The 25,818-nt window shown below is 73.6% G+C and carries 20 protein-coding genes; 18 read left to right on the forward strand and 2 right to left on the reverse strand.

Annotation, left to right across the window (positions count from 1 at the left end; genetic code table 11):
- The first annotated feature begins 181 nt into the window (after nt 1–181).
- The 14 genes from ACQP10_RS29795 to ACQP10_RS29860 all read left to right on the forward strand — a co-directional run bounded on the left by ACQP10_RS29795 (nt 182) and on the right by ACQP10_RS29860 (nt 19,100).
- Nucleotides 182–1,960 carry a substrate-binding domain-containing protein gene (locus ACQP10_RS29795; RefSeq protein ID WP_433540111.1) on the forward strand — a complete coding sequence of 593 codons (1,779 nt, stop codon included), beginning with the start codon at nt 182–184 and terminating at the stop codon, nt 1,958–1,960.
- Between the two features lie 230 nt (nt 1,961–2,190).
- Nucleotides 2,191–3,213, forward strand: coding sequence for an RNA polymerase sigma factor (locus ACQP10_RS29800; protein ID WP_433540112.1), 1,023 nt, complete (start codon nt 2,191–2,193; stop codon nt 3,211–3,213).
- An 880-nt stretch (nt 3,214–4,093) separates the two neighbouring features.
- Nucleotides 4,094–4,465, forward strand: a complete 372-nt coding sequence (locus ACQP10_RS29805; RefSeq protein WP_179824237.1) for a hypothetical protein — start codon at nt 4,094–4,096, stop codon at nt 4,463–4,465.
- A gap of 11 nt (nt 4,466–4,476) precedes the next feature.
- The gene (locus tag ACQP10_RS29810) at nt 4,477–5,646 is read left to right on the forward strand and encodes a GNAT family N-acetyltransferase (protein ID WP_218912648.1); all 1,170 of its coding nucleotides are present in this window, start codon (nt 4,477–4,479) and stop codon (nt 5,644–5,646) included.
- A 135-nt stretch (nt 5,647–5,781) separates the two neighbouring features.
- Entirely contained in the window at nt 5,782–6,612 is an 831-nt protein-coding gene (locus ACQP10_RS29815; protein WP_179824241.1) for a glycosyltransferase family 2 protein, read from the forward strand.
- Between the two features lie 2 nt (nt 6,613–6,614).
- A complete protein-coding gene (locus tag ACQP10_RS29820) occupies nt 6,615–7,556 on the forward strand; it encodes a glycosyltransferase family 2 protein (RefSeq protein WP_346019481.1) in 942 nt (313 codons plus the stop codon).
- On the forward strand, nt 7,553–8,377 hold the full coding sequence (locus tag ACQP10_RS29825; RefSeq protein WP_179824245.1) for a polysaccharide deacetylase family protein: 825 nt from the start codon (nt 7,553–7,555) through the stop codon (nt 8,375–8,377). Before ACQP10_RS29820 ends, ACQP10_RS29825 begins: the two co-directional genes overlap by 4 nt.
- Entirely contained in the window at nt 8,370–10,514 is a 2,145-nt protein-coding gene (locus ACQP10_RS29830; RefSeq protein ID WP_433540113.1) for a lipopolysaccharide biosynthesis protein, read from the forward strand. The genes ACQP10_RS29825 and ACQP10_RS29830 overlap by 8 nt, the downstream gene beginning before the upstream one ends.
- A gap of 72 nt (nt 10,515–10,586) precedes the next feature.
- Entirely contained in the window at nt 10,587–11,495 is a 909-nt protein-coding gene (locus ACQP10_RS29835; protein WP_433540114.1) for a glycosyltransferase family 2 protein, read from the forward strand.
- Between the two features lie 277 nt (nt 11,496–11,772).
- Nucleotides 11,773–12,900 (forward strand): glycoside hydrolase family 26 protein, encoded by a 1,128-nt coding sequence (locus ACQP10_RS29840; protein ID WP_433540115.1) that lies wholly within the window; start codon nt 11,773–11,775, stop codon nt 12,898–12,900.
- A 173-nt stretch (nt 12,901–13,073) separates the two neighbouring features.
- A complete protein-coding gene (locus ACQP10_RS29845; protein WP_433540116.1) occupies nt 13,074–16,820 on the forward strand; it encodes a glycosyltransferase in 3,747 nt (1,248 codons plus the stop codon).
- Complete coding sequence (locus tag ACQP10_RS29850; protein ID WP_179824254.1) at nt 16,817–17,242, forward strand: hypothetical protein; 426 nt, start codon at nt 16,817–16,819, stop codon at nt 17,240–17,242. The genes ACQP10_RS29845 and ACQP10_RS29850 overlap by 4 nt, the downstream gene beginning before the upstream one ends.
- Before the next feature lie 182 nt (nt 17,243–17,424).
- Nucleotides 17,425–18,006 carry an RNA polymerase sigma factor gene (locus ACQP10_RS29855; RefSeq protein WP_433540117.1) on the forward strand — a complete coding sequence of 194 codons (582 nt, stop codon included), beginning with the start codon at nt 17,425–17,427 and terminating at the stop codon, nt 18,004–18,006.
- Between the two features lie 2 nt (nt 18,007–18,008).
- On the forward strand, nt 18,009–19,100 hold the full coding sequence (locus ACQP10_RS29860) for an LCP family protein (RefSeq protein WP_433540118.1): 1,092 nt from the start codon (nt 18,009–18,011) through the stop codon (nt 19,098–19,100).
- 55 nt (nt 19,101–19,155) lie between these two features.
- Here ACQP10_RS29860 and ACQP10_RS29865 read toward each other — a convergent pair whose 3' ends face one another.
- Entirely contained in the window at nt 19,156–20,214 is a 1,059-nt protein-coding gene (locus ACQP10_RS29865; RefSeq protein WP_433540119.1) for a phosphotransferase family protein, read from the reverse strand.
- Between the two features lie 44 nt (nt 20,215–20,258).
- The gene (locus tag ACQP10_RS29870; RefSeq protein ID WP_433540120.1) at nt 20,259–21,881 is read right to left on the reverse strand and encodes a PLP-dependent aminotransferase family protein; all 1,623 of its coding nucleotides are present in this window, start codon (nt 21,879–21,881) and stop codon (nt 20,259–20,261) included.
- 34 nt (nt 21,882–21,915) lie between these two features.
- On the opposite strand from ACQP10_RS29870, the gene ACQP10_RS29875 reads away from it, so the two are divergent.
- The 4 genes from ACQP10_RS29875 to ACQP10_RS29890 all read left to right on the forward strand — a co-directional run bounded on the left by ACQP10_RS29875 (nt 21,916) and on the right by ACQP10_RS29890 (nt 25,816).
- Nucleotides 21,916–22,563, forward strand: a complete 648-nt coding sequence (locus ACQP10_RS29875) for a pyridoxamine 5'-phosphate oxidase family protein (RefSeq protein WP_433540121.1) — start codon at nt 21,916–21,918, stop codon at nt 22,561–22,563.
- Nucleotides 22,564–22,678: 115 nt separating this feature from the next.
- On the forward strand, nt 22,679–24,427 hold the full coding sequence (locus ACQP10_RS29880; RefSeq protein WP_433540122.1) for a protein kinase domain-containing protein: 1,749 nt from the start codon (nt 22,679–22,681) through the stop codon (nt 24,425–24,427).
- A 169-nt stretch (nt 24,428–24,596) separates the two neighbouring features.
- Complete coding sequence (locus ACQP10_RS29885; protein WP_433540123.1) at nt 24,597–25,424, forward strand: hypothetical protein; 828 nt, start codon at nt 24,597–24,599, stop codon at nt 25,422–25,424.
- Nucleotides 25,421–25,816 carry a hypothetical protein gene (locus ACQP10_RS29890; protein WP_433540124.1) on the forward strand — a complete coding sequence of 132 codons (396 nt, stop codon included), beginning with the start codon at nt 25,421–25,423 and terminating at the stop codon, nt 25,814–25,816. Before ACQP10_RS29885 ends, ACQP10_RS29890 begins: the two co-directional genes overlap by 4 nt.
- Nucleotides 25,817–25,818: the final 2 nt, after the last annotated feature.

The raw sequence follows: 25,818 nt of genomic DNA on the forward strand, positions 1-25,818 counted from the left end.
CGTGCCCGCCGTACCGGCGGGTCGGCGCGGCGGGTCTCCCGGCGTGGCGAGACCGCCCGCGCGGACGCCTCCGGACGCCACCGGACGGCGGCATCCCCGGAAAGGACGAGCCCGGCGCGGTCGCCGGGGCGGATCGGCGTAGCGTGCCCAGCATCGGACTTCGAACCCCTGAGAGGGCATCGTGGGCGGACGCCACCGGACGGATGAACTCGACGACGGCCACCCGTCCCCCTCTCCCCGGCCGGCCAGGCGGCGCCGTACCCGGCCCGGCATGGTGCTCGCCCCGCTGGCCGGCGCGGTCGCGCTGGCCGTACTGCTGGGCGTCGCCGCCTTCGTGGTCGTCAACCGGGACCGGGGGTGCACCGGGGGGCAGGTCGCGGTGCGCGTCACCGCCTCGCCGGACATCGCGCCGGCCGTGTCCCGGATCGCAGAGCGCTTCACCAGGGCCCGGCACGACGTCGGCGGCCGCTGCGTCAAGGTCGCGGTGACGAAGGAGGCGCCGGCGACCGTGGCCTCCGCGCTGGAGGACGGCGCCGGCACGCCGGGCGCGATGGACGTGTGGATCCCCGACTCGTCGCTGTGGGTGACCGGGCTGCGGGAGAGGAACCCCGGCGTGCCGGCCCCCGGCGCGTCGCTCGCCCGCTCCCCCGTCGTCCTGGCGGCGTCCGAGGCCGTGGTCGGCGACCTGCGGAAGAACCTCGGCGAGGTGAGCTGGCGCGGCGTGGTCGACGCCGCGAACGTCGCCAACGTCGAGGGGCCGGGCCGCGAGGTGCGGGTGCTCGCGCTCGACCCCGCGGCCAACGCGGCCGGGCTGGGCGCGCTCCTGGCCGCCTCCGGAGCGGCCACGGCGGCCGGGACGAGCCAGGAGCAGCTCGCCGGCGCGCTGAAGACGCTGTCCGGCTCCGCGGTCCGCGACCCGGAGGCGCTGCTGTCGAGCCTCGGCGTCAAGGGCAGCCGCGCCCCCGTGGGCGTCGCCTCCGAGCAGGCCGTGTGGGCGTTCGGCGCGGCGGGCGGGCCCGAGGTCCCGGTCGTGCCGCTCTACCCGGCCGAGGGGACCCTCGACCTGGACTACCCGATGGTGGTCATCGGCGACGACCCGGCCGTGCGCCGGGCGGCGGCGGCGTTCGCCGCCGAGTTCGGCACCGAGGCGGCCCGCGAGGTGCTGCGCGGCCAGGGTTTCCGCGCCCCGGACGGCACGGCCGGCGCGGCGCTGTCCGCCGCCGGCGGTTTCAGGGCCGAGGCGCCCCGGCGGCTGGAGACGCCCGGTCCCGCGGAGATCGCGCGGATGACGCGGTCGTGGTCGCGGCTGAACCTCGGCACGCGGCTGCTGGCGCTGGTGGACGTCTCCGGCACGATGGCCCTGCCGGTCCCCGGCACCGGGCGCGACCGGATGGAGGTGATCTCCAGGATCGCCATCGAGGGCATGCGGCTGTTCCCGCCCAAAAGCGAGATCGGCGTCTGGGAGTTCTCTACGGACCTCGACGGCCCGGGGGTGGACTTCCGGAAGACGGTCCCGGTCGGCCCGCTGGCCGAGCGCGTCGACGGCGTGCTCCGCAAGGACCTGCTGGCCCGGAGGCTCTCGGCGATCCGGGCCGTGCCCACCGGCGACACCGGGCTGAACGACACGCTCCGGGCCGCCTACGAGCAGATGACCGAGGAGTACCGGAGCGACAAGATCAACACGGTTCTGGTGCTGACCGACGGCGCGGGCGACGACGACCCCGGCGGGGGCCTGTCCGACGCGGAGATCCTGAAGTACCTGCGCAAGACCTACGACCCGGACAAGCCGGTCAGCATCCTGCTCATCGCCTTCGGGCCGGACGCCGCCCGGGGCAAGGCCCGGATGGACGCGCTGGCCAAGGCCACCGGCGGCGAGGCGTTCATCGCCAAGGACATCCTCCAGGTCCGCGCGTTCTTCCTGGAGGGCATGCGGCGCCGCACCTGCCTGCCGGACTGCTGAGCCCTCCGGTCCCGAACGGCCCCGCGACGGGTGCTGTGACGGGTGCTGTGACGGGCGTCGCGAGGCATTCACAACAGCCCCATCAATCACTGTTTTACCAGTTCATGCCGTGTCGGCATGGGATGGGGCGATCAGGACAACCCGCCGCCCGGGGGTGGCGTCTCCTACGCGTATGGGGTCTCGGGCGTGGCCCGTGAACGAACGAGCCCGTCCCGCGGGGAGGAATGTACGTGCCCGGATGGCCGGCCGTGGGCCGAACCGACGATCAGCGACTGGTGGAGGAGCTCCGGCGTGCCGACGCGACGGCGGCGGCGGGCCTCTACGACTCCTATGCCGAACGTCTCTACGACTACGCCCGCTCGCTGCTGGGCGACCGTGACGGCGCGGCCGGCGACGCGGCCGACGCCGTGCACGACGCCCTGGTCACCGCCCGGGAGCGGGTCGGCCTGCTGCGCGAGCCGGAACGGCTGCGCCCATGGCTGTACGCGCTGACCCGGGTGGAGTGCGCGGAGCGGTCCCGGACCCCGCGGGAGCCGGCCCGCACCGCGGTGCTGGACCCCGGCGACCTCCCCGACGACCCCGGTGAGCGGGAGCTGGCCCTCCTGGTGCACGAGGCCCTGGCCGAGCTGGGCGGGCAGGAGCGCGAGGCGCTGCTGCTGTCGGTCCGGCACGGTCTCGACGCGGCGGAGGCCGGCGCCGTGCTGGGCCTGAGCTCCCGGCAGGCCGCCGCCCGGCTCGCCCGCGCCCGCGACCACCTGGAGAACACCGCCGCCGCGGTGGTGCTGGCCAAGGTCGGCCGGGCGCACTGCCCGGACCTGTCGGCCATGGTGGACTCGCTGGAGGGCCCGCTGCCGGCCATGCTGCGCAGGCGGCTGTCGAGCCACATCGGCCGGTGCGAGGTCTGCGTGGAGCGGCGCGGCCGGCACGTCTCGGCCGAGCGGCTGCTCGACCTGGTGCCGGCGGCCTTCGCGCCGCTGTCCCTGCGCCGCCGGGTCGTGGAGACCTGCGTGAACCCGGAGCTGCGCGACGCCCGGGCCGCCGCGGCCTGGCCGGTCGGCCGCTTCGACCGGTCGGGGTTCCCGGTGGCCGCCGGGGAGCGCGGGGGGCGGCGCCGTACGGCGGGGGCGCGGCGCGCGAAGGCGGGCCGGGGACGTGAGACCGCGGGCCGGGCGGATGGGGCCGCGCGGCGTGCCCCGCGGGGGCGAAGCCGGTGGTCGTGGCGGCGGCGTGCGTGCTGGCCGCGACCGGGGTGATGGTGGCCGTCACCGGGGGCGGCTTCGCCGGTGGCCCGCCGCATGGCGCCGCGCCCGCCGGGGAGCCCGCCGTGATCTCCCTGGAGCCGGGACCGGAGGCGGACCCTTCCGAGCCGGTGCCCGATGACCCGGCGGACGACGGGGAGACCGCGCCGGCGGCCCCGGAGCCGACCGGGGACGGGGAGGACGGAGAGGACGGCGGAGCGGACGGGGCCGGCGGGTCCAGGACGTCCGCCCCGGCCGTCCCCACCCCCTCGCGGGCCGCCGGCCCGGCCCGGCCGGCCCCGCCGCGGCCCGCTCCCCGGCGCAGCCCCTCGCGCCGCGCCTCCGCGACCCCGGCGGCCGGGCGGCCGGCCGTCTCGTGCCCGGCGGACCTCGGCAGGGGCGCGGGGCGGGTCCTCCTGACGGCGAGCGGCGGCGCGCTGTCGTGGTCGGCGTCCGCCTCCGGCGGGCTGGATGTCAGCCCCGCCTCGGGCCGGTTGACGGCCGGTGGAAGGGCTGTGATATGGGTCACAGCCGCCGATCCGAGCGAGAGCGGTTCCGGCCGGGTCTCCATCAGGGCCGCGGGCCGCACCCTCGGCTGTGCTCTTTCTTGGGAAGTGCCTGGTCAGGAGGATGATGACCCGCCGGGCGACCCGCTGCCCGTCCCCTCGTCCGACCCCTCGGCGGCCACTTCCGCGGACGTCCCGTCCGCGCCGGAGGCGACCTGATCTCGTGACCTTTCGCTGACTGGATTCGGCACTTCCTTTTGCGATCCGGTAAACCGGAAACTTCCGCCAGGCGTCGGCATTGACGTGCGGTGCAGTGGTTGGTCACATGAGGTTGCGATCAACCGTGCGAAGAAGAGTGCGAAGACGAGATCGGATCGGGGAGCCAGGAGATGCCGGGTCACCGCGTGGTGCTCAGGTGGATCCTGGTGCCGGCCTGCGCCGCGGGCGCAGTGATCGCGCTGACGGGGTTCGACACCCCACTGCGTCCGGTATTGACGGGTTTGTTCATTTTGCTTACCCCCGGGGTTGCCGTGGTAGGACTGTTGCGTGATCGTGACCCTCTCGCGGCAATATCGACCGGGGTAGCGGCAAGTCTGGTCATGAACGTTTCCCTTGCCACCTCGATGCTGATCCTTGACGCATGGTCGCCTCGCGCCGGAGTGGCGACGATCGCGGTGCTCAGCGGCTTCATCTACGTACTACGCCTGCTGCAGCCGAAGAACGCACGCTTGCAGACCGAACAGGGGGCCGGGTCGAAGTGAAGATCACCGTCGTGAGTCCGAGGGATCTCGGGGAGTCCGAGGCGTCACGGTGGCGCGAGCTCCAGAAGGCCTCTCCCAGCCTCGACAACCCCTTCCTGTCGGTGGAGTTCACCCAGGCCATGGGCCGGCTGCGCGACTACGTGCGGGTCGCCGTGATCGAGGACGGCGGGACCGTCGCCGGGTTCTTCCCCTACGAGCGGCACGGCCTGGGCGTCGGCAGACCGCTGGGCGGCTTCCTGACCACCTGCCACGGGCTGATCTCCGTACCGGGTCTGCGGCTCGACTCCCGCGAGCTGCTGCGGGGCTGCGGGATCTCGGCCCTCGAGTTCGAGTACCTGGTCCCGGGCCAGCCGACGTTCGCCCCGTACGAGACGGATGTACGGCCGGCCCCGCTCATGGATCTCCGCGGCGGCTTCGACGCCTACATCGAGCAGGTGCGCGCCCAGTCCGCCAAGAACTACAAGACGGTCCGCTACAAGGAGCGCAAGCTCGGCCGCGAGCAGGGCGAGATCCGCTTCGAGTACGACTCCGCCGACCCCGCGACGCTGCGCACGCTGCTCGACTGGAAGTCCGACCAGTACCGGCGGACCGGCCGCGTGGACCGTTTCGCCCAGCCGTGGATCGTCCGGCTCGTCGAGGAGCTGCACGCCCGGCCGTCGGACGGCTTCGCCGGCGTCCTGACGATGCTCTACGCCGGTGACACCCCCGTCGCCGGGCACTTCGGCCTCCGTACGGAGACCACCCTCGTCGGGTGGTTCCCCGCCTACGACCCCGAGTACGCGCGGTACTCGCCCGGGATCATGCACCACCTGCACATGGCCGAGCACGCCGCCGCGGCGGGCCTTGAGCAGGTGGACATGGGCAAGGGCGGGCGCGAGTACAAGGACTGGCTCAAGACCGGCTCCGTCATGGTCGCCGAGGCGCGCGTCTCGCGGCCGTCCCCCGTCGCGGCCGCCCAGTGGCTGCGACGGGTACCGGTGAACCGGCTCCGCGCCGTCGTGGTGGAGAACCCCACGCTGTTCCGCGCGGCCGACCGGGTGCTCAAGAGCTACGGCCGGGCACGGTCGAGCCTCCAGGCGCGCCCCGCCCCGCGGGAGGCCGGCCTCGCGTCGCAGCCCGCCGCTCCGGAACGATCCGCCGCGCCGGAACGGCCCGCCCCGGAGTCGTCTCGGGCGCGCTGAACCTCCCGGCCCCATTTTCTCCCCTCCAGCCCCTGTCCCTGTCCCCAACGCAAGGCTCCCTCTATCGAAGCCGCGCCGTTCTCATTTCCCGAGTGAGGGCGAGCGGGCGGAAGGACCAAAGGAACATCCGTCATCATGAACCCTGACACCGTCAGACAGAACTCCAAGCAGCTCGGCGTGCTGCGCTCGGTACCGCCCATCGAGCGCTTCACCCCCATCACCCCGCACGTGGCCGTCTCCCCGACCGTCAGCGTCGTCGTGCCCGCGATGAACGAGGCGGAGAACCTCCCACACGTCTTCGCCACGCTGCCGCAGTGGATCGACGAGATCGTCCTGGTGGACGGCAACTCGGTGGACGACACCGTCGCCGTGGCCCGGCGGCTGCGTCCCAACGTGAAGGTCGTCACCCAGCGCGGCAAGGGCAAGGGCGACGCGCTCTCGGCGGGCTTCGCCGCGTGCACCGGCGACATCATCGTGATGATCGACGCCGACGGCTCCACCGACGGCCGCGAGATCATCCAGTTCGTGGGCGCCCTGGTCACCGGCGCCGACTTCGTCAAGGGGTCGCGCTACGCCGCCGGCGGCGGCAGCGACGACCTGACCTTCAGCCGCCGGTTCGGCAACACGGTCCTGACCACGCTGGTGAACTGGTTCTACGGCACCCGCTACACCGACCTGTGCTACGGCTACAACGCCTTCTGGGCCCGGCACCTGCCGGCCCTCGACCTCGACTGCGAGGGTTTCGAGGTCGAGACGCTGATGAACATCCGCGCCGTCAAGGCCGGGCTGCGCATCCAGGAGGTGCCCAGCCACGAGCGGTGCCGGATCCACGGCCAGAGCAACCTGCACGTCGTCCGCGACGGCCTGCGCGTGCTGCGCACCATCCTGCGCGAGCGTTACCGGCGTCCGTCCGCCGCGCTGCCGGAGCCCGCGACCACCCCCGCGGCGGATCAGGGCGCGGCATAACCATGAAGATCAGTGTCGTCATCTGCGTCTACACCGAGGACCGCTGGGAGGACATCCGGGCGGCCGTCCGGTCCGTGCGGGACCAGCGGCGCACGCCGCACGAGATCATCCTCGTGGTCGACCACAATCCGGACCTGCATCTGAGACTCAAGCGGGAGTATCCGGACGTGGTCGTGGTGGAGAACACGCACCAGAAGGGCCTGTCCGGTGGCAAGAACACCGGCGCGGAGATCGCCACCGGCGACGTCGTGGCCTATCTGGACGACGACGCGGTGGCGGAGCCTGGCTGGCTGGAGGCTTTGGAGGAGGGCTTCCAGACCCCGTCCGTCGTGGGGGTGGGCGGGCTGACCAGGCCTCTGTGGGCCACGGGGCGCCGCCCCCGCTGGTTCCCCGAGGAGTTCGACTGGACCGTGGGCTGCACCTACCGGGGCATGCCCACGGTCCGGGCGCCGATCCGCAACGTCATGGGCGGCAACGCCGCCTTCCGCCGCGAGGTCGTCGGCGAGGTCGGCGGCTTCCACACCGGGATCGGCCGCAGCGTGCAGGGCCGCAAGAGCCGCCCGCTGGGCTGCGAGGAGACCGAGTTCTGCATCCGCCTGTCCCAGCGGCGTCCCGGCTCGGTGATGCTGTTCGAGCCGGGGGCGGTGATCGGCCACAAGGTCCCCGCCCCCCGGATGGGCTTCGCCTACTTCCGGTCGCGCTGCTACGCCGAGGGCCTGTCCAAGGCCCTGGTCGCCTCCAGCGTCGGCACCGAGGACGGGCTGTCGAGCGAGCGCAGCTACGCGACGAAGACGCTGCCCCTGGGGGTGCTGCGCGGCGTCGGCGCGGCGCTGCGGGGCGACCTCGCCGGCCTCGGCCGGGCCGGGGCGATCGTGGTCGGCCTGGCCTGGACCGCCTGGGGGTACGCCGTGGGCACCGCGCGGCTGAGGCTGGGACGGTCATGACCGGCGTTCCGATCCTGATGTACCACTCGGTGAGCGACACCCCGAACGACGAGACCCGGCCGCTGGCCGTCTCGCCGCGGCGCTTCGCCGAGCAGCTCGGTCTGCTGCGCGACCGGGGCTTCACCCCGATGACGCTGTCGGACCTGGTCGCGGGAGTGCACCGGACCGGGAAGCTGCCGGCCAAGCCGGTGGCGATCACCTTCGACGACGGCTACGCCGACTTCCACAGCGAGGCGCTGCCGGTCCTCGACCGGTTCGGTTACCCGGCCACGGTCTTCGTGACCAGCGGCTGGATCCAGGACGCCGGCCCCGACGAGGCCGGGCGCAGGCTGGCTCCGATGCTGACCTGGAGCCAGGTCCGCGAGGCCGTCTCCTGCGGCATCGAGATCGGCGGGCACAGCCACAGCCACCCGCAGCTCGACCAGCTCCCCGACGCCGAGCTCCGCAACGAGCTGCGCACCAACAGGGCCCTCCTGGAGGACCAGATCGACCGCCCGGTGGCCACGATGGCCTACCCCTACGGCTACTCCAGCGCGCGGGTGCGCCGGGAGGTGCGCCGGGCCGGGTACTGGACCGCCTGTGCGGTGGCGAACGACGCCTTCGAGGAAGGCGACGAGATGCTCACGATCCCCCGCCTGACGGTCACCGAGCGGACGTCCATGACGAAGTTCGCCAGGGCCGTCGAGGGAGAGGGGATCCCGCTGCTCTATCTGCGGGAGCGGGCCCTCACCAAGGGCTACGCGCTGGTGCGCCGCGCGCGCTACGGGTTGCGCCAGGTCTCGACGATGTACACGCGGGGGCGGGTAACGGCAGGTGAGTGACACGAGTCTCTCCGGCGGAACGACGGGGACCCGGGCGACGCGGGGCGGACCGCTGAAGAACCTGTGGAGCCGTCTTCCCAAGGACCTCAACGATCCCCTGCTGCGCAACGCCTACTCGCTGATCGTCAACGCGGGCGCCGCGGGCGCCCTGGGGCTCGCCTACTGGACGGTGGCCGCGCGGTTCTACGACGAGGGCGACTACGGCCGCTCCTTCGCGCTCATCGCCGCGATGCGCCTGCTCGCCGCGATGACCGCGTTCGGGTTCGTCGGCGCGCTGACCCGGTTCCTGCCCGAGGGCGGGCGGGCGACCGGGCGGCTCGTCGGCGCCGCCTACCTCGTGGGCGGCGGCGCGGCCGCCCTGGCCACCGGCTTCTTCCTGACCACGCTCGACCAGTGGGGTTCCAACTACGGGAGCCTGCACGGGATCGGCACGGCCGGGTGGTTCCTGCTCTCGGTCGTCCTGTGGTCGGTCTTCACCCTCCAGGACGTGGTGCTCACCACGCTGGGCAAGGCCACCTGGGTGCCGCTGATCGGGGTGGGCGTCGGAATCGCCAAGATCGTCCTGGTGGCGGTGCTGGCCCCGATCTTCCCCGGCACCGGGATCTTCCTGGCCTGGACGATCCCGGTGGCGTTCACCGTCGTGCCGATCAGCATCGCGATCTTCGGCAGGCTGTCCCCGCTGGCCGCCGCCCGGGGCGCCCACCGCACCCCGCCCCGCCCGCGCCGTATCGGCCGCTTCCTCGCCGGGGACTTCCCCGGAACGCTGCTCACCCTCATCAGCGTCTACCTCATGCCGGTGATCGTGTCCGGCGGCGTCAACGCGGAGATGGCCGGATACTACGGCGCGGCCGTCACACTCGTCGGCGTCTTCGACATGCTCGCCCTCAACATGGCCATCTCGCTGACCATCGAGGGCTCCGGCGACCCCTCGCTGCTGGCCGGCAAGTGCCGCCTCGCGCTGCGGCGGACCCTGATGCTGCTGGTCCCGGTGGTCACCGTGACCGCGCTGAGCGCGCCGCTCATCCTGCGCCTGGGCTGGGGCGCCGCCTACGCCGAGCACGGGGCGGCGGTGATGCGGCTGCTGGCCCTCGCGTGCCTGCCGCACGCGGTGATCGAGATCTACCTCGGCGTGCTCCGCGCGCGCAGCCGGGTGCGGACGCTCCTGATGCTCCAGGCGCTCCTGTGCGTCCTGGTCGTGGGGCTGTCGTTCGTCTTCTTCCGGCTCTACGGCATCACCGGCGTGGGCTTCGGCACGCTGACCGCCCAGCTGGTCGTGGTGGCCATCGTCGCGCCCGGCCTGGTCTCCGTGCTGCGCGCGGCGCCGCGGGCCCCGGCCGCGGAGGCCGAGCTCTCGCCGGACGAGACCCCGACCCTGGTCATGATGATCGTGGACGCCCAGCCCACCGTGGCGACCGTGGCGTCGGCCGCCCACGACCCGGGACGGGCCGCCGGACGGGAGGCGGCGCCCGCACGGCCCCGCGTGCCCCTGGTGGTGCGGGCCAGGGCCTGGCTGCCGCCGCTGATCACCGCCGAGGGGCTGGCCGTGGCCGCGCTGGCCGCCCTGGCCGGCGGCGCCCTGTCGTTCCCGTCCACCACCGCGGCCGTCGCGGCCGCCGGGCTGGTGATCGTGGCCTTCGCCGCCGAACTGCTGATGAACCGCCGCCGTCCGGTGCTGTGGACGCAGCTCGTCGCGGTCGCGGTGTGCCTGAACGCCACGGCGGCGCAGACCGGCCCGGCCGCGGAGCTCGCCGGCCGGGTGACGCGCATCATGACCACCGGCGAGGCCACGGGCGGCGACCTGCTGCTGGCCCTGCCGGCCTTCCTGGCGCGCGCCCTGGGCCTGACCGACCCCACCTGGCTGCTGGCGTGGGCGCCGGCCGCCTTCGCCGTGGCCGCGCTGGCCCCGACGGCGCTGGCCGTACGGACGATCCGTCCGGGCGGGCGGCTGCGCTGGCCCGCGGTGATGCTGGTGACGATCGTCTTCCGGCTCGTCTCGGCGGGTTCCCCGCAGGTGGCCCTGGCCGTCCTGCTCGGCCTGTGCGCCGCCGCGCTGGCGCTGGTACCGGCGCGCAGGACCCGGCGCGGGCCCGAGCCGGCCGTCTCCGCGACGGACGAGACCCTGAGAACGGCGGCCTGAACCGCCTAGACTGCCGCCGCGGGGCTCGACCTGCGTCCCCCCACGGCTCAAGCTCCATCGAAAGGACCCATCGTGAACGACTGGCCGGCGGTCACCGCAGTCATTCCCACCCGTAACCGCCCGGACATGCTCCGGGAGACGATCGGCTCGATCCTCGGCCAGGACTACCCGGGCGACGTGACCTGTATCGCGGTGTTCGACCAGAGCGACCCGGACGAGTCGTTCGTGTCCGACACCCCGGGCCGCCGCGTGCTGGTCACCCCGAACAAGCGGCAGCCGGGGATCGCCGGAGCCCGCAACACCGGCAGTCTCATGGCCGACAGCGAGCTGGTCGCCTTCTGCGACGACACCGACCTGTGGCTGCCGCACAAGCTCCGCGCCCAGGTGGCCGCGCTCGGCGACGGGCACTTCGTGACGTGCGGGGTCGAGCTGTTCAACGACCGCGTCTCCTACCCCAGGTCGATCCCCCTGACGTCGGTGACCCTGCGCGACCTGCTGAACAAGCAGCTCCCCACGATGCACCCCTCGACCTACCTGATGCGGCGCGAGGCGCTGGTGAACGGCTTCGGGCTGGTCAGCGAGGAGCTGCCCGGCGGCTACGGCGAGGACTACGAGCTGCTGCTCCGCGCCGCCAAGATGGGGCCGATCGTCAACCTCACCGAGGTCGGGACGCGGCTGCGGATGCACAACTCCTCCTATTTCTCCATCGTCGACACCAGCGCGACCATCTCCGAGGCACTGCGCTGGATGCTGGACCGGTATCCGGAGTTCTCCGGGGCGGGCGGCTACGCGCAGCTCGCCGGGAAGATCGCCTTCGCCGAGGCGTCCCTGGGCCACTCGTCGCAGGCGCTGCGCTGGATCGGCCGCACCGTCCGCAAGCGTCCCTGGGAGCCGCGTGCCTACCTCGCGCTGGCCGTGACCGCCGGGGTGCCCGCCGACGCGATCGTGAGCCGGCTGCAGCGGATCGGCCGCGGCATCTGAAGGACGCGGGCCCCGCGGCGGCGGGCTCGCGTCCACGGTGGGACCGGAGCACCCCCGGCGGAATCCGGCGGAATCCGTGGGTTCACGGATTCACAGGAAACCGTAAGAAACGGCCAGAACGGCGATCACCTGCGGCTAAGCACTTTTCCTTATGCTCGCCATAACAACGGACGAGCATGATCTCATATAAAAATCAATTAAAACTCGAACGACCCGGAAAGCCGCGCTCTATGTTGATCATCACCGGTCCACCGGCCTCACCCACTCGGACGGATTCATGATCCAGCCTGGAAACAGAAAGCGCGCCGGAGCCGCGGCGAAGTCCCCGGCCTCACGGTGGCTGCTCGCCACCCTGGCCGTCGTCCTCGTGGTCGCGGCGGGCGTCTACGCGCTCGTCTCCAGGGGCGGCGGGAGCAACGAGACCGCCGCGCCCCCTCCTCCCCCGACGATCCCCGGGGAGAGCACCCCGCCCGCCTCTTGCGCCCCCACCGACAAGCTCGTGCCGCCCTGCGGGGCCTGGTGGGGCATGCACGTGCCGGTGTCCAGCGACGCCGAGCTCGTCTCCGGCGTGGAGGGCATCGAGAAGCAGATCGGCCGCAAGCTGGATGTCACTATCAGCTACCACGACATGTCCGACAGTGAGGCAGGACGGTTCTTCCGGGACGGCGAGGTCGCGCTGAGCTCCGACCGCATCACGTTCCTCGGCTGGGAGTCGTCGATCTGGAGCGACAACCTCGACATCCCCTGGCGGGAGATCGCGGCCGGATACTACGACCAGGCCATCACCGACCAGGCCGCCCGGGTCAAGGAGTACGGCAAGCCCGTCCTGGTCGGCTTCGACGGCGAGAAGGACCGCGACGAGACCGGCCAGGACCCGAAGGACTACATCGCGGCCTACAAGCGCATCGTCGACGGCTTCCGCCGGGAGGGCGCGACCAACGCCGTCTGGGTCTGGGGCGTCACCGGCTACTACCCGTTCCGCGACCGGTGGAAGGCGTACTACCCGGGCGACGAGTACGTCGACTGGATCAGCTACGACCCCTACAACTTCGCCTCCTGCCGCAACGCCTCCTGGCAGAACTTCGAGGAGACCGTGAGGCCGACCTACGACTGGTTCCAGGAGAACGGCTTCGCGGGCAAGCCGATGATGCTGGCCGAGTACGGCACCGAGAGCGACAAGGGCGACTCCTCGGCACGGGCCGACTGGTACCGCGACATCCCGAATGTGGCGAAGACCATGCCCAACCTCAAGGCGTTCATCCAGTGGAACAACGTCGACGGCGACTCCTGTGACTTCCGGCTGACCGGTTCCGGTGTCATGGAGGCGTTCGCCGAGGCCGGCCGGGACCCCTACTTCAAGCAGCCGGGCGCGGCCCAGGGCGACGCGGCGCAGGCCACGGGCTGAGCGGACGGCATACCCCCGTCCGGATCGTCCCCGGACGGCGGTATGCCGGGAACGGGGTGGATCCCGGCGGAACACGCCAGGCGGGAGTCCCGGCCGACACGCACGGAGAAGAATCCGCGCGGAGTAAAGTCGTGGTCTGGCATTGACATGGCGGGGACCGGGAAAGGGCGAGCGTGGAGGGCAGGAAGGCCGAAGAAGTGATCGAGGAACCGGCCACCCGAGTGTTCGCACGACCGCCGTCCACCCCGGCCGCGCCCCCCGGCCACCCCGCGGAGACCGGGACGTCCGGAACGCCGGAACGCTCCCCGGACGACGAGAAGACCCCGGACCACGTGGAGCCCCCGGGCGAGGGGGAACCCTCGGACGGCGGGACCGCGTCCGAGAAGCCCTCGGACCGCACGGCCGCGTCCGAGAAGCCTTCGGATCGCACGACCGTGGCCGGGGAACCTTCGGACGCCGCCGACTCGGACCGTACGGCCGGCGGAGCGGCCCCGGATCGCACGGACGGCGAGAAGGACGAGTCTCCCCCCTGGCCCGTGTGGCGTGCCCTGCGGAACGAGGACTTCGCCGGGGTCGGGGACGAAACGGGGGACGGGGTCCCCGACGCTGACGGACCTGCCGGTGACGGACCCGCCGGAGAGGGGCCCGCGGACGGGCCCTCCACTGACGACGAGGCCACCGACGGACCCTCCGGTGACGACGAGACCGCGGACGGGCCCTCCACTGACGACGAGGCCATCGACGGACCCTCCGGCGATGACGAGACCGCCCACGGGCCCTCTGACGGGGGCGAGTCCGCCGACGAGGACGAGATCGAGATCCTCCTCGAAGACGCGGACGAGGACGCGGGCGCCTCGCCCGGTGACGAGGACGCGGAGAGCGGGAAAGCGGACGACGCCCCGCCCCGGACCCCGTCCGGCGACGCCTCACCCGAGGACGAGAGCGACGACAGCGACGAAGGCGACGCGCCCGGCGAGAAGGCCGGGGAGGACGAGGGGGACGAGGAACTCGTCGTCGTCGCTCTTCCCATAGAGGACGACGACGCCACCGTGAGCTGGCGCATCCCGGCCGACCTCCTGAGCGGACAGGCCCGCGGGTCCTCCGTACCGTCCGCCGGATCGTCCACCTCGCCGGCCGCCGGTTCGGTGCGGACGGCCACGAGGACGGCGGTGCGGACCGCGGACCCGTCCCTGTCGGTGGTCCTCGCCGGCGACTCCATGGACTCCCGGGCCCGGCTGACCGCCACGGTCGCGGCGCTGCGCGCCCAGGACCCGGCGCCCGAGGAGATCATCCTGGTCGTCGACCAGTGCCCTGAGCTGGCCTCCTGGGCCGAGACCGAACTCGCCGGCGTCACGGTGCTGCCGGGACGCGAGGCGGGCGGCTCGGCCGCGGCGCGCAACCTCGGGCTGGCGAACGCGCACGGCGACGTGATCGCGTTCCTGGACGAGGGCTCCCTGCCCGAGCCGGGCTGGTCGGCGTCCCTGCTGGCCGCCTACGCCGACGACGACGTGGTCGCGGTGCGCGGCCGGGTGACGCCGCGCTGGAGCGCCGGCCGTCCCGACTGGTTCCCCACCGAGCTGTCCTGGGTCCTGGGGGTGCCGTGCACCGGCTCGCCCGACGAGACCGAGGAGATCGACGACCTGTACGGCGGCGCCCTGTCGTTCCGGCGCCGGACGCTGACCGAGGCGGGCGGCTTCCCCGAGACGCTGGACCGCCGGGCGGGCGACGCCGCCGCCGAGCCCGCCGGGGGGACCGCGACCGAGCTCCGTTCGCGCCTGCGGGAGCTCGCGCCCGAGGCGAAGCTGGTCCACGAGCCCTCGGCCGCGGTGCGGCTGAACGTCCCGCCGCGCCGGGCCCGCCTCTCCTACTTCCTGGCCCGGTGCTTCGCCGAGGGCCGGTCGCAGGCGGGCGTGCCGCAGCGGGCCAGCGGGCGGGAGGGGGCGCTGGCCCACCTGGCGCCCGTCAGGGCCGGGCTGCCCAGGGCGATCTTCCGGGCCGTCACCTTCACCGGCCCGGTGGACGTCAAGGGCTGGAAGGCCCTGATGGTGATGCTCCTCGGCCTGCTGACGGTCAACGCCGGTTACGTCGCCCGGCGGCTGCGCACCACGCGCACCGAGGGGACCGCCCGGCAGGTGAACACCCTGACCTGGTTCGTCTCCCGCACGTCGCTGCCGCTGGCCAGCATCCTGTGGGGGTTGTCGCTCCGCGGCGTCCATCTCGACGGGATGACCGATCTCGGGCTGATAACGGTCATGCCGGTCACGTTCTGGCTGGCGATCGCGGTCATGGTGATCGGGTTCGTCTGTTTGCTGGGTGACCGGGAGGCGCTGGAGTTATGGCACGCGGGCTACGTGCTCGTGCTGATCGCCGTACTCCACGCGACCCCCGCCCTGCTCTACCCCTCGCTGCGCTACTCCTGGGCGTGGAAGCACGTCTCGGTCATCGACTACCTGATCAGGCACGGCGCGACCGACCCGGACGTCACGCCGCTGTCGGCCTACCACCAGTGGCCCGGGTTCTTCTCCTTCTTCGCCCTCATGACGAGGGCCGCGGGGCTGGAGAACGCCCTCGGCATCGCCGTGTGGGGACCGGCCGTCTTCAACGTCGCGCTGCTCCTGCCGCTGCTGCTGCTGTGGCGTACGGTGACCCGCAACCGGCAGCTCGTGTGGGGCGCGGTGTGGGTGTACTTCTCCTGCTCCTGGGTCGGGCAGGACTACTTCTCCCCGCAGGCCACCACCCTCGTCCTCTACCTGATCGTGCTCTCGGTCGTGGTCAGGCGCTTCCGGCGCGGGCCGATCCGGGCGGGTGATGATCCCGAGGCGCTGGGCGCCGAGCCGCCGCCCGTCTCCGACACCCGGACCCGTCTGGTCTGGTCGTGCCTGCTGTTCGTCGTCGTCCTGGGGATCGCCTCCTCCCACCAGCTCACCCCGCTGGTGCTGACGGCCGCGCTCTTCTCCCTGGTCCTGCTGCGCCGCCACCGCAACGTGGGCATCCTGGTGGTCACCGGGCTCGTCGTGGCGGGGTGGGACCTGCTGGCCGCCCGGCAGCTCCTGGAGGAACGCTTCGGGGACATCGTGGAGTCGCTCGGCGACGCCGGCGGCAACCTCGACGACGGGCTCATCGCCCTCGGTGACGCCTCCCCGGGCCAGGTGATCGTCGCCTACGCCGACCGCGCGCTGTCCGCCGGCCTGTGGCTGCTGGCTTTCGCCGGAGCCTACAAACGCCGCCACCTGCTCAGGCGGGCGTGGCTGCCGCTGGTCGCGATCGGGCTGAGCCCGCTGCTGTTCCTCGCCGGCGGAAGCTACGGCGGTGAGATCGTCTTCCGGGTCTACCTGTTCACGCTGCCGCTGACCGCTTTCCTGGCCGCGGCCCTCTTCCTGCCGGCCCGCCGGGAGTGGATCCGCCTGGCGGTGCTGCCGCTCGTCTTCCTGCTGATGGTCACCGGCTTCTTCTTCGGCAACTACGGCAAGGAGCAGACGAACTACTTCACCTCCGCCGAGACCGCGCTCGTCCAGGCGGTCTACAAGGTCGCGCCGAACGGCTCGCAGATCGTGGCGCCCACGTTCGTCCTTCCGGGGGCCTACGACTACTACGAGCGCTACGACCACACCTGGCTGGACGAGCTGCCGCCGACACGCACCGCCGTGAAGAACCTGCCCGACTACGTCCCCACCCTGCCGGAGATGATCAAGGATCCGATACCGTCCCTGACCAGCCTGATGTCGAGGCTTCCACCGGGAGGAAAGGCTTATCTGATCATCAACCGGGCGCAGAAGGCCGCCACCGAGACGGCGGGCATCTTCCCCAAGGGGACGGTGGACCGGATCGACAAGGGCGCCGCCGCGTCAGACCGTTTCAAGCTGCTCCTGCGCACCTCCGGGGGCGTCGTCTACGAGCTGGTCCCGGAGAAGAGCAAATGACCCCCTCGAACCGGCCGAGCTGGCCGATGCCCCTGCTCGCCCTCACCGGATGGCTGGCCCTGCTGGTGACGCACGTGGCCGACCCCGGCTTCCTCCGGGTCACGGTGACGATCGTCTTCATGCTCACCTGCCCCGGGGCCGCCGTGCTGGCCCTGGCTCGCCCGCTGTTCGGACGCCGTGACCACGCCGGGGACGCCACGGAGAGCACGGCGCTCGCCCTGGCCCTCAGCGTGGCCATCGGGATGATCGTGAGCGAGGCGTTCTTCATGAGCGGCACGTTCACGACGGACCGGGCGATGATCGCACTGGCCTCCATCACCACGGTCGCCGCGCTGGGCGCGCTGCTGACCGGGCGGCTGGCGCGGCGTTCCCGCCGTGACGCCCGCCGCCGCGCCGTGGCGGCTTCCACCGACCCTTCCTGACGTACGGCGCGCCGGGGTCGCCGTACGCCCGGGAGAGCCGTACGCCGGGGAGAGCCGTGTGCCGGGCGGCGGCGCGCCCCGGGGCGGCGCGGCGCCGAGCGTGAACCCGAAGGCGGGTGTGTGGCGATACATCACGACCACCCGTCCCACGGAAGGCCGGCCTCGATGCCATGGTGCCCGCGATGACCGCTCCGCCCACCGTCCGGAGCCTCGACTCCGACCTCGTCAGGGAGTCCCTGACGCGGCCGGAGGCGTTCTCCGCGCTGTTCGACCGCTACGCGGCGATGCTCTACCGGTACGTCTCCCGCAGGCTCGGCCCGGAGATCGCCGAGGACCTCGTCGGCGAGACGTTCCTGGTCGCCTTCGCCCGCCGGAAGAACTACGACCTGGCCTGCGAGGACGCCCGCCCCTGGCTGTTCGGCATCGTCACCAGGCTGGTCTCCCGGCACCGCCGCACCGAGGCCGCCCGCTACCGGTCGCTGCTGCGCACCGCCCCCGAGGACGTCGTGGAGTCGCCCGCCGACCGGGTGGCCGCCGGGGTCACCGCCCAGGCGTCCCGGCCGGCGCTCGCCCGCGCCCTGGCCGGGATCGCGGCCCGCGACCGCGACGTCCTGCTGCTGGTCGCCTGGAGCGACCTGTCGTACGAGGAGGTGGCCCGCGCCCTGGACATCCCGGTCGGCACCGTGCGGTCCCGCCTCAACCGGGCCCGGCGCAAGCTGCGCGCGGCGCTCGGCGACACCAACCCGCTGCACGAGGAGGCGTGACCATGGACGACCTGACGACGCTCCGCGACCTCGGCCGCGACCTGGAGCACGAGCCGCCGGCGACGCTGGCGCACCAGCGGCGGCGCCTCCTCGACACCGCCTCGGGCCCGCGCCGGACGTTCCGGGCGGTCCGGCCGCTCTGGACGCTCCGGGTGACGCGCGGCTGGGCGGCGCTCGGCCTGGCCGCCGCGGTCACCGCGGCCGCCGCCGTCGCCGTCCCCGTGGTGTTCCGGACCTACGGCTTCCAGGCGGCCGTCGGGGACCCGTCCGTCACCGCTCCGCGGGGCGAGCGCCCGCCCGGAGCGGACGAAACCCTCGACATCCTGTTCGTCGGAACCGACAGTGAGGCGCTCAACCCCCGCCACCGGGCGGGCACCGGCGCCCGCAGTGACACGATGCTGCTGATCCACCTGCCCGCCGGGCGGAAGAAGGCCACGGTCGTCTCCTTCCCCCGCGACTCGATCGTCCGGATCCCCTCCTGCGAGACCCCCGGCGGGAAGCCCGTACCGGCCCGGACCGACATGATCAACTCCGCCTACGGCAAGGGCGGGCTGAACTGCGCGTGGAAGACGGTGGAGTCCCTGACCGGGATCCGCGTCGACCACGCGATGGAGACCGACTTCTCCGGGTTCGCGAAGCTGGTGGACGCGCTGGGCGGGGTGGAGGTGACGCTGCCGCGGGCGGTGTACGACCCCAAGGCGAAGGTGAGGCTCCCCGCCGGCCGGCAGACGCTGAACGGCGAGGCCGCGCTGGGCTACGCGCGGGTCCGCTACGCCCTGGGGGACGGCTCGGACCTCATGCGCGTCAAACGCCAGCAGCAGCTGATGAGCGCCCTGCTGAAGAAGGCCGAGAAGCTGACCGGCGATCCGGCGAAGCTGGCGGGCTTCCTCACCGAGGCGCGCAAGTGGGTCAGGACCGACCCCGGCTTCGACATGGAGACGATGTCCGCCGTCGCCGGGAGCCTGCGGAAGGTCGGGCCCGGCGACGTCGAGTTCGTGACCGTCCCCGTGCACACCCACCCCGAGGACCGGAATCGGCTTCAGTGGGACGCCCGCGGCGCCGAGCGGCTGTTCGCCGGGCTTCGGAAGAAGTAACGCCGGGATGCTCCCCGGTGGACGAGCCGGGGAGCACACCCGGGGCGGGCGCGCGTCAGAGGCCCTCGTCCAGTGCCCGGTGCGCCCGGGCGACCAGCAGCGGCACCGCGGCGCCGATCTCGTCGAACCCCTCCCCGACCGTCTTGCCCTGGACGAAGCGGGCGTGGATGCCCTCCACGATGACGGCCAGCTTGTAGTTGCCGAACGCCACATAGAAGTCCAGGTCGCCCAGGTCGGTGCCGGACACCCGGGCGTAGTGCTCGGCGAACCCCCGGCTGTCGAGGAAGCCGGGGGTGAGGGTGATGTCACCGGCGACCGGCAGGGCCGATCGCTCGTCGTCGCCGGGGTCGTGCCAGTAGGTCAGCGTCAGGCCGAGGTCCGCGATCGGGTCGCCCAGGGTGGACATCTCCCAGTCGACGACCGCCCGGATGTCCGGGGCCGCGCCGGGTGCGAGCCGTACCAGCGTGTTGTCCAGGCGGTAGTCGCCGTGCACGAGGGCGGCGCGGGAGGCGGCGGGCAGGCGGTCGCGCAGGCGCACGGCGAGCCGGTCGTACTCGGGCAGCTCACGGGTCTTCGAGCGCTCCCACTGCTGCCCCCAGCGTTCGAGCTGGCGGACCATGTAGCCGTCGGGGCGGCCGAAGTCGGCCAGGCCGACGGCCTCGTAGTCGACGGCGTGGATGGCCGCCAGGATCTCGGCGAGCCGTTCCGACAGCGCCCTGGCGTCCTCCGGCGACAGCTCGGCGTCCTGCCGCCCCCGGACGGCCCGCCCTTCGACGTGTCCCATCAGGTAGAACGGCGCGCCGATGACGTCCTCGTCGACGCAGAGCGCGACCGGCTCGGGCACCGGCACCGCCGTCCCGGCCAGCGCCGAGATGACACGCCACTCCCGGCGCATGTCGTGCGCGGTGGGCAGGACGTGGCCGAGCGGGGGACGGCGCAGGACCAGGGCGCGGTCCCCGGTGTCGATTCGGGTGTCGATTCGGGTGTCGATCCGATACGTCAGGTTGGACTTCCCGCCCGAGATGAGGGAGACCCCGGTGGGTTCCCCCACGTCGGGGACGTTGCTCGCCATCCAGGCGACCAGGCGGGACCAGTTGATGCCGGGCGTGCTCATGACCAAACATTAGAACGTCATTCGGCTTTTATCCGCCAGACGGGTCACCGCCGGGCGCCCTTTCCGGCCGGCCCCTCTCTTCTCCCGCCTTCTCCCGTCCGCTCTCCCCGCGTCTCCCCTGTTCTCCCCGGCTCTTCCCGCGCCTCCCCTTTCCGGCCCTCCCCGTCCCACCAGGCCGCGACCAGTTCGGCGATCACCGTGGAGCCCCGCCTGACCTCGGTCAGGGAGGCGGAGCCGTACCCGAGCACCAGCCCGTGACCGCGCGGCCGGTCGCTGCGGCGCGGGCCCTCGGTCCAGTCGACCAGCACGCCCCGCTCGGCGGCGCGGGCGACGACGAACGGGACGGCGGCGGGCGGGACCTCGATCATCACGTGCAGCCCCGCGGTGTCTCCGCTGACCAGCGGGCCCAGGACGTCGACGACGGCGGCGCGGCGGCGGGCGTACTCCAGCCGCATGCGCCGCAGGTGCCGGTCCAGGTCTCCCCTCTCCAGCAGTACGGCGACCGCCTGCTGGGCCGGGCCTCCGGTGCGGTCGGCCAGGTCGTGGCGGGTCCGGGCGACGGCGGCGAGCAGGTCGGGGGCGGCCACCAGCCAGCCGACCCCCACGTCCGGGGCCAGGGACTTCGACAGCGTGCCGAGCAGGACGACGCGGCCGGGGTCCAGGCAGTGCAGCGCGGGCAGCGGGGCGACGTCGTAGCGGAACTCGGCGTCGTAGTCGTCCTCCACGACGATCGCTCCGGTACGGCGGGCCCAGGCCAGCAGGCGCTCCCGCCGCGGGATCGGCAGGCGTCCGCCGAGCGGGTACTGGTGGGCGGGGGTGGTGTAGAGGACGCGCAGGTCGCCGGGGAGCTCCTCGACGACGACCCCGTCCCGGTCCACCGGACAGGGCACGATCTCGGCGCCCCGGGCGGCGAAGACGTTGCCGGCGACGCGGTAGCCGGGGTCCTCGACGCCCGCCCGGTCGCCGGGGCGCAGCAGCGTGGCGGCGACGAGGTCGAGGCCGTTGCCGGTGCCCCTGGTGACCATGATGTTCTCCGGGCCCACGGCGACCGCCCGGGTCTTGCGCAGGTGCTCGGCCAGCGCCTCGCGCAGGCGGGGCAGGCCGTAGGGGTCGGGGTCGTCTCCCGGCGGCAGGTCGGCGGCGGCCCGCCAGGCCCGGCGCCAGGCGGCCCGGTCGTAGTCGTGGACCCACGGCCGGCCGGGCCGCAGGTCGATCACGGGCCCGGCGGGAGCGGCGCCGTTCCCGGCGGGGAGGTCGGGCGGAACGACGCCGGACCAGGCGGCTCCGGCGGCCCCGGCCGGCCCGGCGAAGGCGGCCGGCCCTGCGGAGGCGAGCGGCCCGGCGGGGGCGGCCGGCGGGGAGGGGGCGTGGACGACCACGTCGGCCACGTAGGTGCCCGAACCGTGGCGGCCGTCCAGCCAGCCCTCGGCGTACAGCTGCTGGTACGCCTCGGTGACGACGGTGCGGCTGACCGCGAGCTGGCGGGCGAGGGCGCGGGTGGAGGGCAGGCGCTCGCCGGACTTGAGGGTGCCGTCGCGCATGGCGGCGCGGAGCCGGTTCCCGAGCTGGACGGTGAGCGGGACGGAGGCGTCGCGGTCCACCGAGACGGGCAGGTCGATGGAGGTGCGCGGCAAAGTGGTCTCCCGGAAGCACGGAAAAGTGGCCATGTTCCCTATGTCCACTTCTTCCTAGATTAGAGCCATGCTTTCCACGACTCCGCGCACCCGGCCCGGCCGCATGAAGGAACGCGCCAGGACCGGCCGCGAGGACCTGTACGCGGTGCTGGACGCCGGGCTGATCTGCCATCTGGGCGTGGTGAGGTCCGACGGGACGCCGACGGTGCTCCCCACCTGCTACGGCCGCATCGACGACACCCTCTACCTGCACGGCTCGACCGGCTCGCCCTCGCTGCGGGGGGAGGGCGAGGTGTGCGTGACGGTGACCCACCTGGACGGGATCGTGCTGGCCCGCTCGGTGTTCAACCACTCGGTGAACTACCGCTCCGCCATGGTCTACGGCCGTCCCCGCGTCGTGACGGACCCCGAGGAGCGGCTGGCGGGGCTGCGCGCGATCACCGAGCGGCTCGCGCCCGGCCAGTGGGACGCCGTCCGCCTGCCGACACGGAAGGAGCTCGCCGCCACCGCCGTGGTGGCCCTGTCCCTGGCGGAGGCGTCGGTGAAGGTACGGCAGGGCCCGCCGGGCGACGAGGAGGAGGACTACGCGCTGCCCGTCTGGGCCGGTGTGCTGCCGCTGCGCGCCTCCTGGGGCGAACCGGAGGCGGACCCCGCGCTGCCCGCGGGCGTGGACGTCCCCGGACACATCGCCTCCCGCGCCGCCCCCGGCCGATAGGGCGTGTTTTCCGGGCGTTCTGACGGTTTGTGGTTAATCCGCGGAAACCGATGTTCTGTCGCTAAGCTACGGTCCGTCTTTCATGGGTGGGGGCCCAGTCAACTGAGGAGACCGCATGTACGGCACGTCATCGGCATGGCGAGTCCCCGGCTACACGGAGATCCGCGAGCTGGGCGCCGGCGCGGCCGGCCGCGTGATGATGGCCCGGCACGACGCCGACGACGTCCTGGTCGCGATCAAATACCTGTCCGACAGGCTCAGGGGCGACGTCGGCTTCGTCGCGCGCTTCCGGCACGAGGCCCGGGTGCTCTACACCCTCGACAGTCCCCACGCCGTCCGGCTCTACGACTACGTCGAGACCGGCGAGGGCGCCGCGATCGTCATGGAGCTGGTCAACGGCGTCCCGCTGCGGGCCGTGCTCCGCTCGGAGGGGCCGACCGGCCCGGAGGCCGCGCTGGTGGTGCTCAAGGGAGCGCTCACCGGCCTGGCCGCCGCGCACAAGGTCAACATCGTGCACCGCGACTTCAAGCCGGAGAACGTCCTGATCGAGCCGGACGGCACGAGCCGGCTGGTCGACTTCGGCATCGCCGTCCGCACCGGCGAGGGGGACGTCCCGGCGGGCACGCCGCCCTACATGGCGCCGGAGCAGTGGTCGGGGGGCCCGGCCTCCCCGGCCACCGACGTCTACGCCGCCACCGCGGTGTTCTTCGAGTGCCTGACGGGCACCCGGCCGTTCCGCGGGACGAACATCGCCGCGCTGGCCCGGCAGCACCAGAGTGCGGCCCCTCCGTCGGAGGAGGTGCCCTCGGCCCTGCGGGGCCTGGTGGAGCGGGGCCTGGCCAAGCACGCGGCGGACCGCCCGCCGACCGCCATCGCCTTCCTCACCGAGCTGGAGGCGGTGGCCGCCGACGCCTACGGCCCCGACTGGGAGGAGCGGGGCCGCCGCCGCCTGGCGGCGCTGGCCGGGATCATGGCGTCGCTCTTCCCCTTCCCGCGCAAGTCGGCGACCTCGGAGGCGCACACCTCGCTCGCCGAGACCGACCTGGGTGACCCGGTGCCGGGCGAGGCCGACCTGGACGGGCCGGAGGACCTGGACCTGGACGACCACGGCTGGCGGGCGGTGCTGTCCAGGCGGACCTCCAAGATCCTGGTCGGCGTCGGGTGCGTCGCGCTGGTCGGCGTCATCGGGATGGTGCTGGTCAACTCCTCCGGCTCCAGCGAGATCCAGGCCCGCAGCTCGGCCGCCACCGCGAGCGCGACCCCCTCGGATCCGGTGGAGTCGATCACCCCTGAGGAGACCGACGAGCCGCAGGAGGAGACGACGGAGGAGCCCCCGGCGAAGGCCACCCCCAGCGCGTCGGCGACCGACGAGACCCCCACGGCGACCGCCGCCGCCAGCCCGCCGCCGGTGTCGCCCGCGCGCAGGCCCACCGCCCGGCCCACCAGGACCACCGCGGCCCCGTCGGCCACCCCGACGCGGACCCGCCGCCCGCACCGGCCCACCCCCACCCGGACGGCCTCACCGGCCACCACCGAGGAGGAGACCTCCGACGTCGGCCGCTCGGGTGAGCAGCCGGCGCGGACCTCGACGCCCCGGGCCACCTCCACGCCGCAGACCTCCGCCCCGCAGGCGACGCGGCCCCCGAGGCCCGTCCCCACCCCCACCAGGGGTGGCGACGACTCGCCCGGCCCCTCCCCGTCGGACACCAACAGCGGAGGCGGCGAAGGCAACGGCTTCTCGCCCACCCCGCCCGCCACGACCGCGTCCGCCGCGTTCCTCGCCCTCGGGGCGCTGACCGGCGGCGCCCTCCCGTTCGCGGCCGGACGGCGCCGCGGGCGTCCGAACGGCCGGACCCGGCGGTGAACCCGGGCCCGGAGGGCCCGGCCGGGTTCCGGCCGGGCCACCGGACACGGGCCGGCGAGCTGGGCGCCTGGTGGTCCGCGGTGACGGCCGACGGGCGTCCGGGCGGCGCCCTGCGCTTCTCCCCGAGTCGGTCGCCGACCCGGCGGCGCGGCGACGGCTGGCCGGGGCCGTGACCGCGGACCTGGGGCTCGCCCGGGGCGGCCGAAGCGGGCTGCTCCCGGTCGCCGACCTGGTCGCTGCCGGGGACGACGTGTGGCTGCTCACCGCCGAACCCGCCGCCCCCACGCTGGCCGACCTGCTGTCCGAGCCGCCCGCCGCCCACGGTCCCGGTCCGGGCGGGGCCGCCGCGGTCCTGGTGGAGACCGCGCAGACGCTCCTGACCCTGCACGCGGCGGGCCTGGCCCACGGTGCGCTGCACCCGGGCACGGTGGTGATCGCCGCCGACGGGTCGGCGCTGCTCGCCGAGCGCGGGCTGGCCGGGGCGCTGCACGACCGCCCCGCCGCTCCGGAGCACGACGTCGCGGCGTGGGCCTCGCTCGCCACGGAGCTGGCCGCCCGCTGGGCGGCGCCGTACCCGGAGGCGGCCGGGCTCCTGGAGCGGGCCGCGGCGACCGCCTCCGCCCGGGGCCTCGCCCAGGCCCGCGACGTCCTGCTGGCCGGGCGCGACCTGCTGCCGGACGGCTTCGCCGGACGCGACCGGCTGGCGGAGGCCGCGCGGCGGCGGCAGGCGGAGGCCACGCTTCCCCGGGGCCCGTCCCCGGGGCTCCCCTGCCGGACGAGGGAGGGATCGCCACGCTGCTGCCGGCCGCCGCGGGCGGCGGGCGCGCGGGCGGCGACGAGAGCACGGTCCTGGGGTTCGGGTCCGGGGCGCCGGCGGAGACCGAAGCCGCGCGGATCTGGCGGGGCGGCCGCGACGGGTCGTCCGGCGCGGCCTCCCGCGGGCGGCGGGCCTCCCGCGGGAGGGTCCGGCGCGGCCGTACGGCTCTCGCCTCGGTGATCATCGCGTTGATGGTGGTCGCGGGGGTGCTGGTCTGGCTGTTCCGCGAGCCGGCGGACCCGGGGACGCCGCTGGCGGTGACCGGGGTGCGGGTGACCGCGCCGAAGAAGCCGCAGGGCTGCGGCACGACCGTCAGGATCACCGGCGTGCTCTCCACCAACGGCTCCGCCGGGAGGATCCGCTACCAGTGGCGGCGCAGCGACCGCAGGACGCCGACCGAGCAGACCGAAGAGGTCGAGGCCGGGAGGACCTCGCACGAGGTGACCCTGCTGTGGACGGTCCGCGGCGACGGGGACTTCCGGGGGACCGCCACCCTGCGGGTCCTCTCTCCCCTGCCCAAGGGCGGGAAGCTCCAGGGCAGGGCCGCTTTCGTCTACCGGTGCAAGTCATGATC

The organism is Streptosporangium sandarakinum, from assembly GCF_050942225.1.
Classification (GTDB): Bacteria; Actinomycetota; Actinomycetes; order Streptosporangiales; family Streptosporangiaceae; genus Streptosporangium; species Streptosporangium nondiastaticum.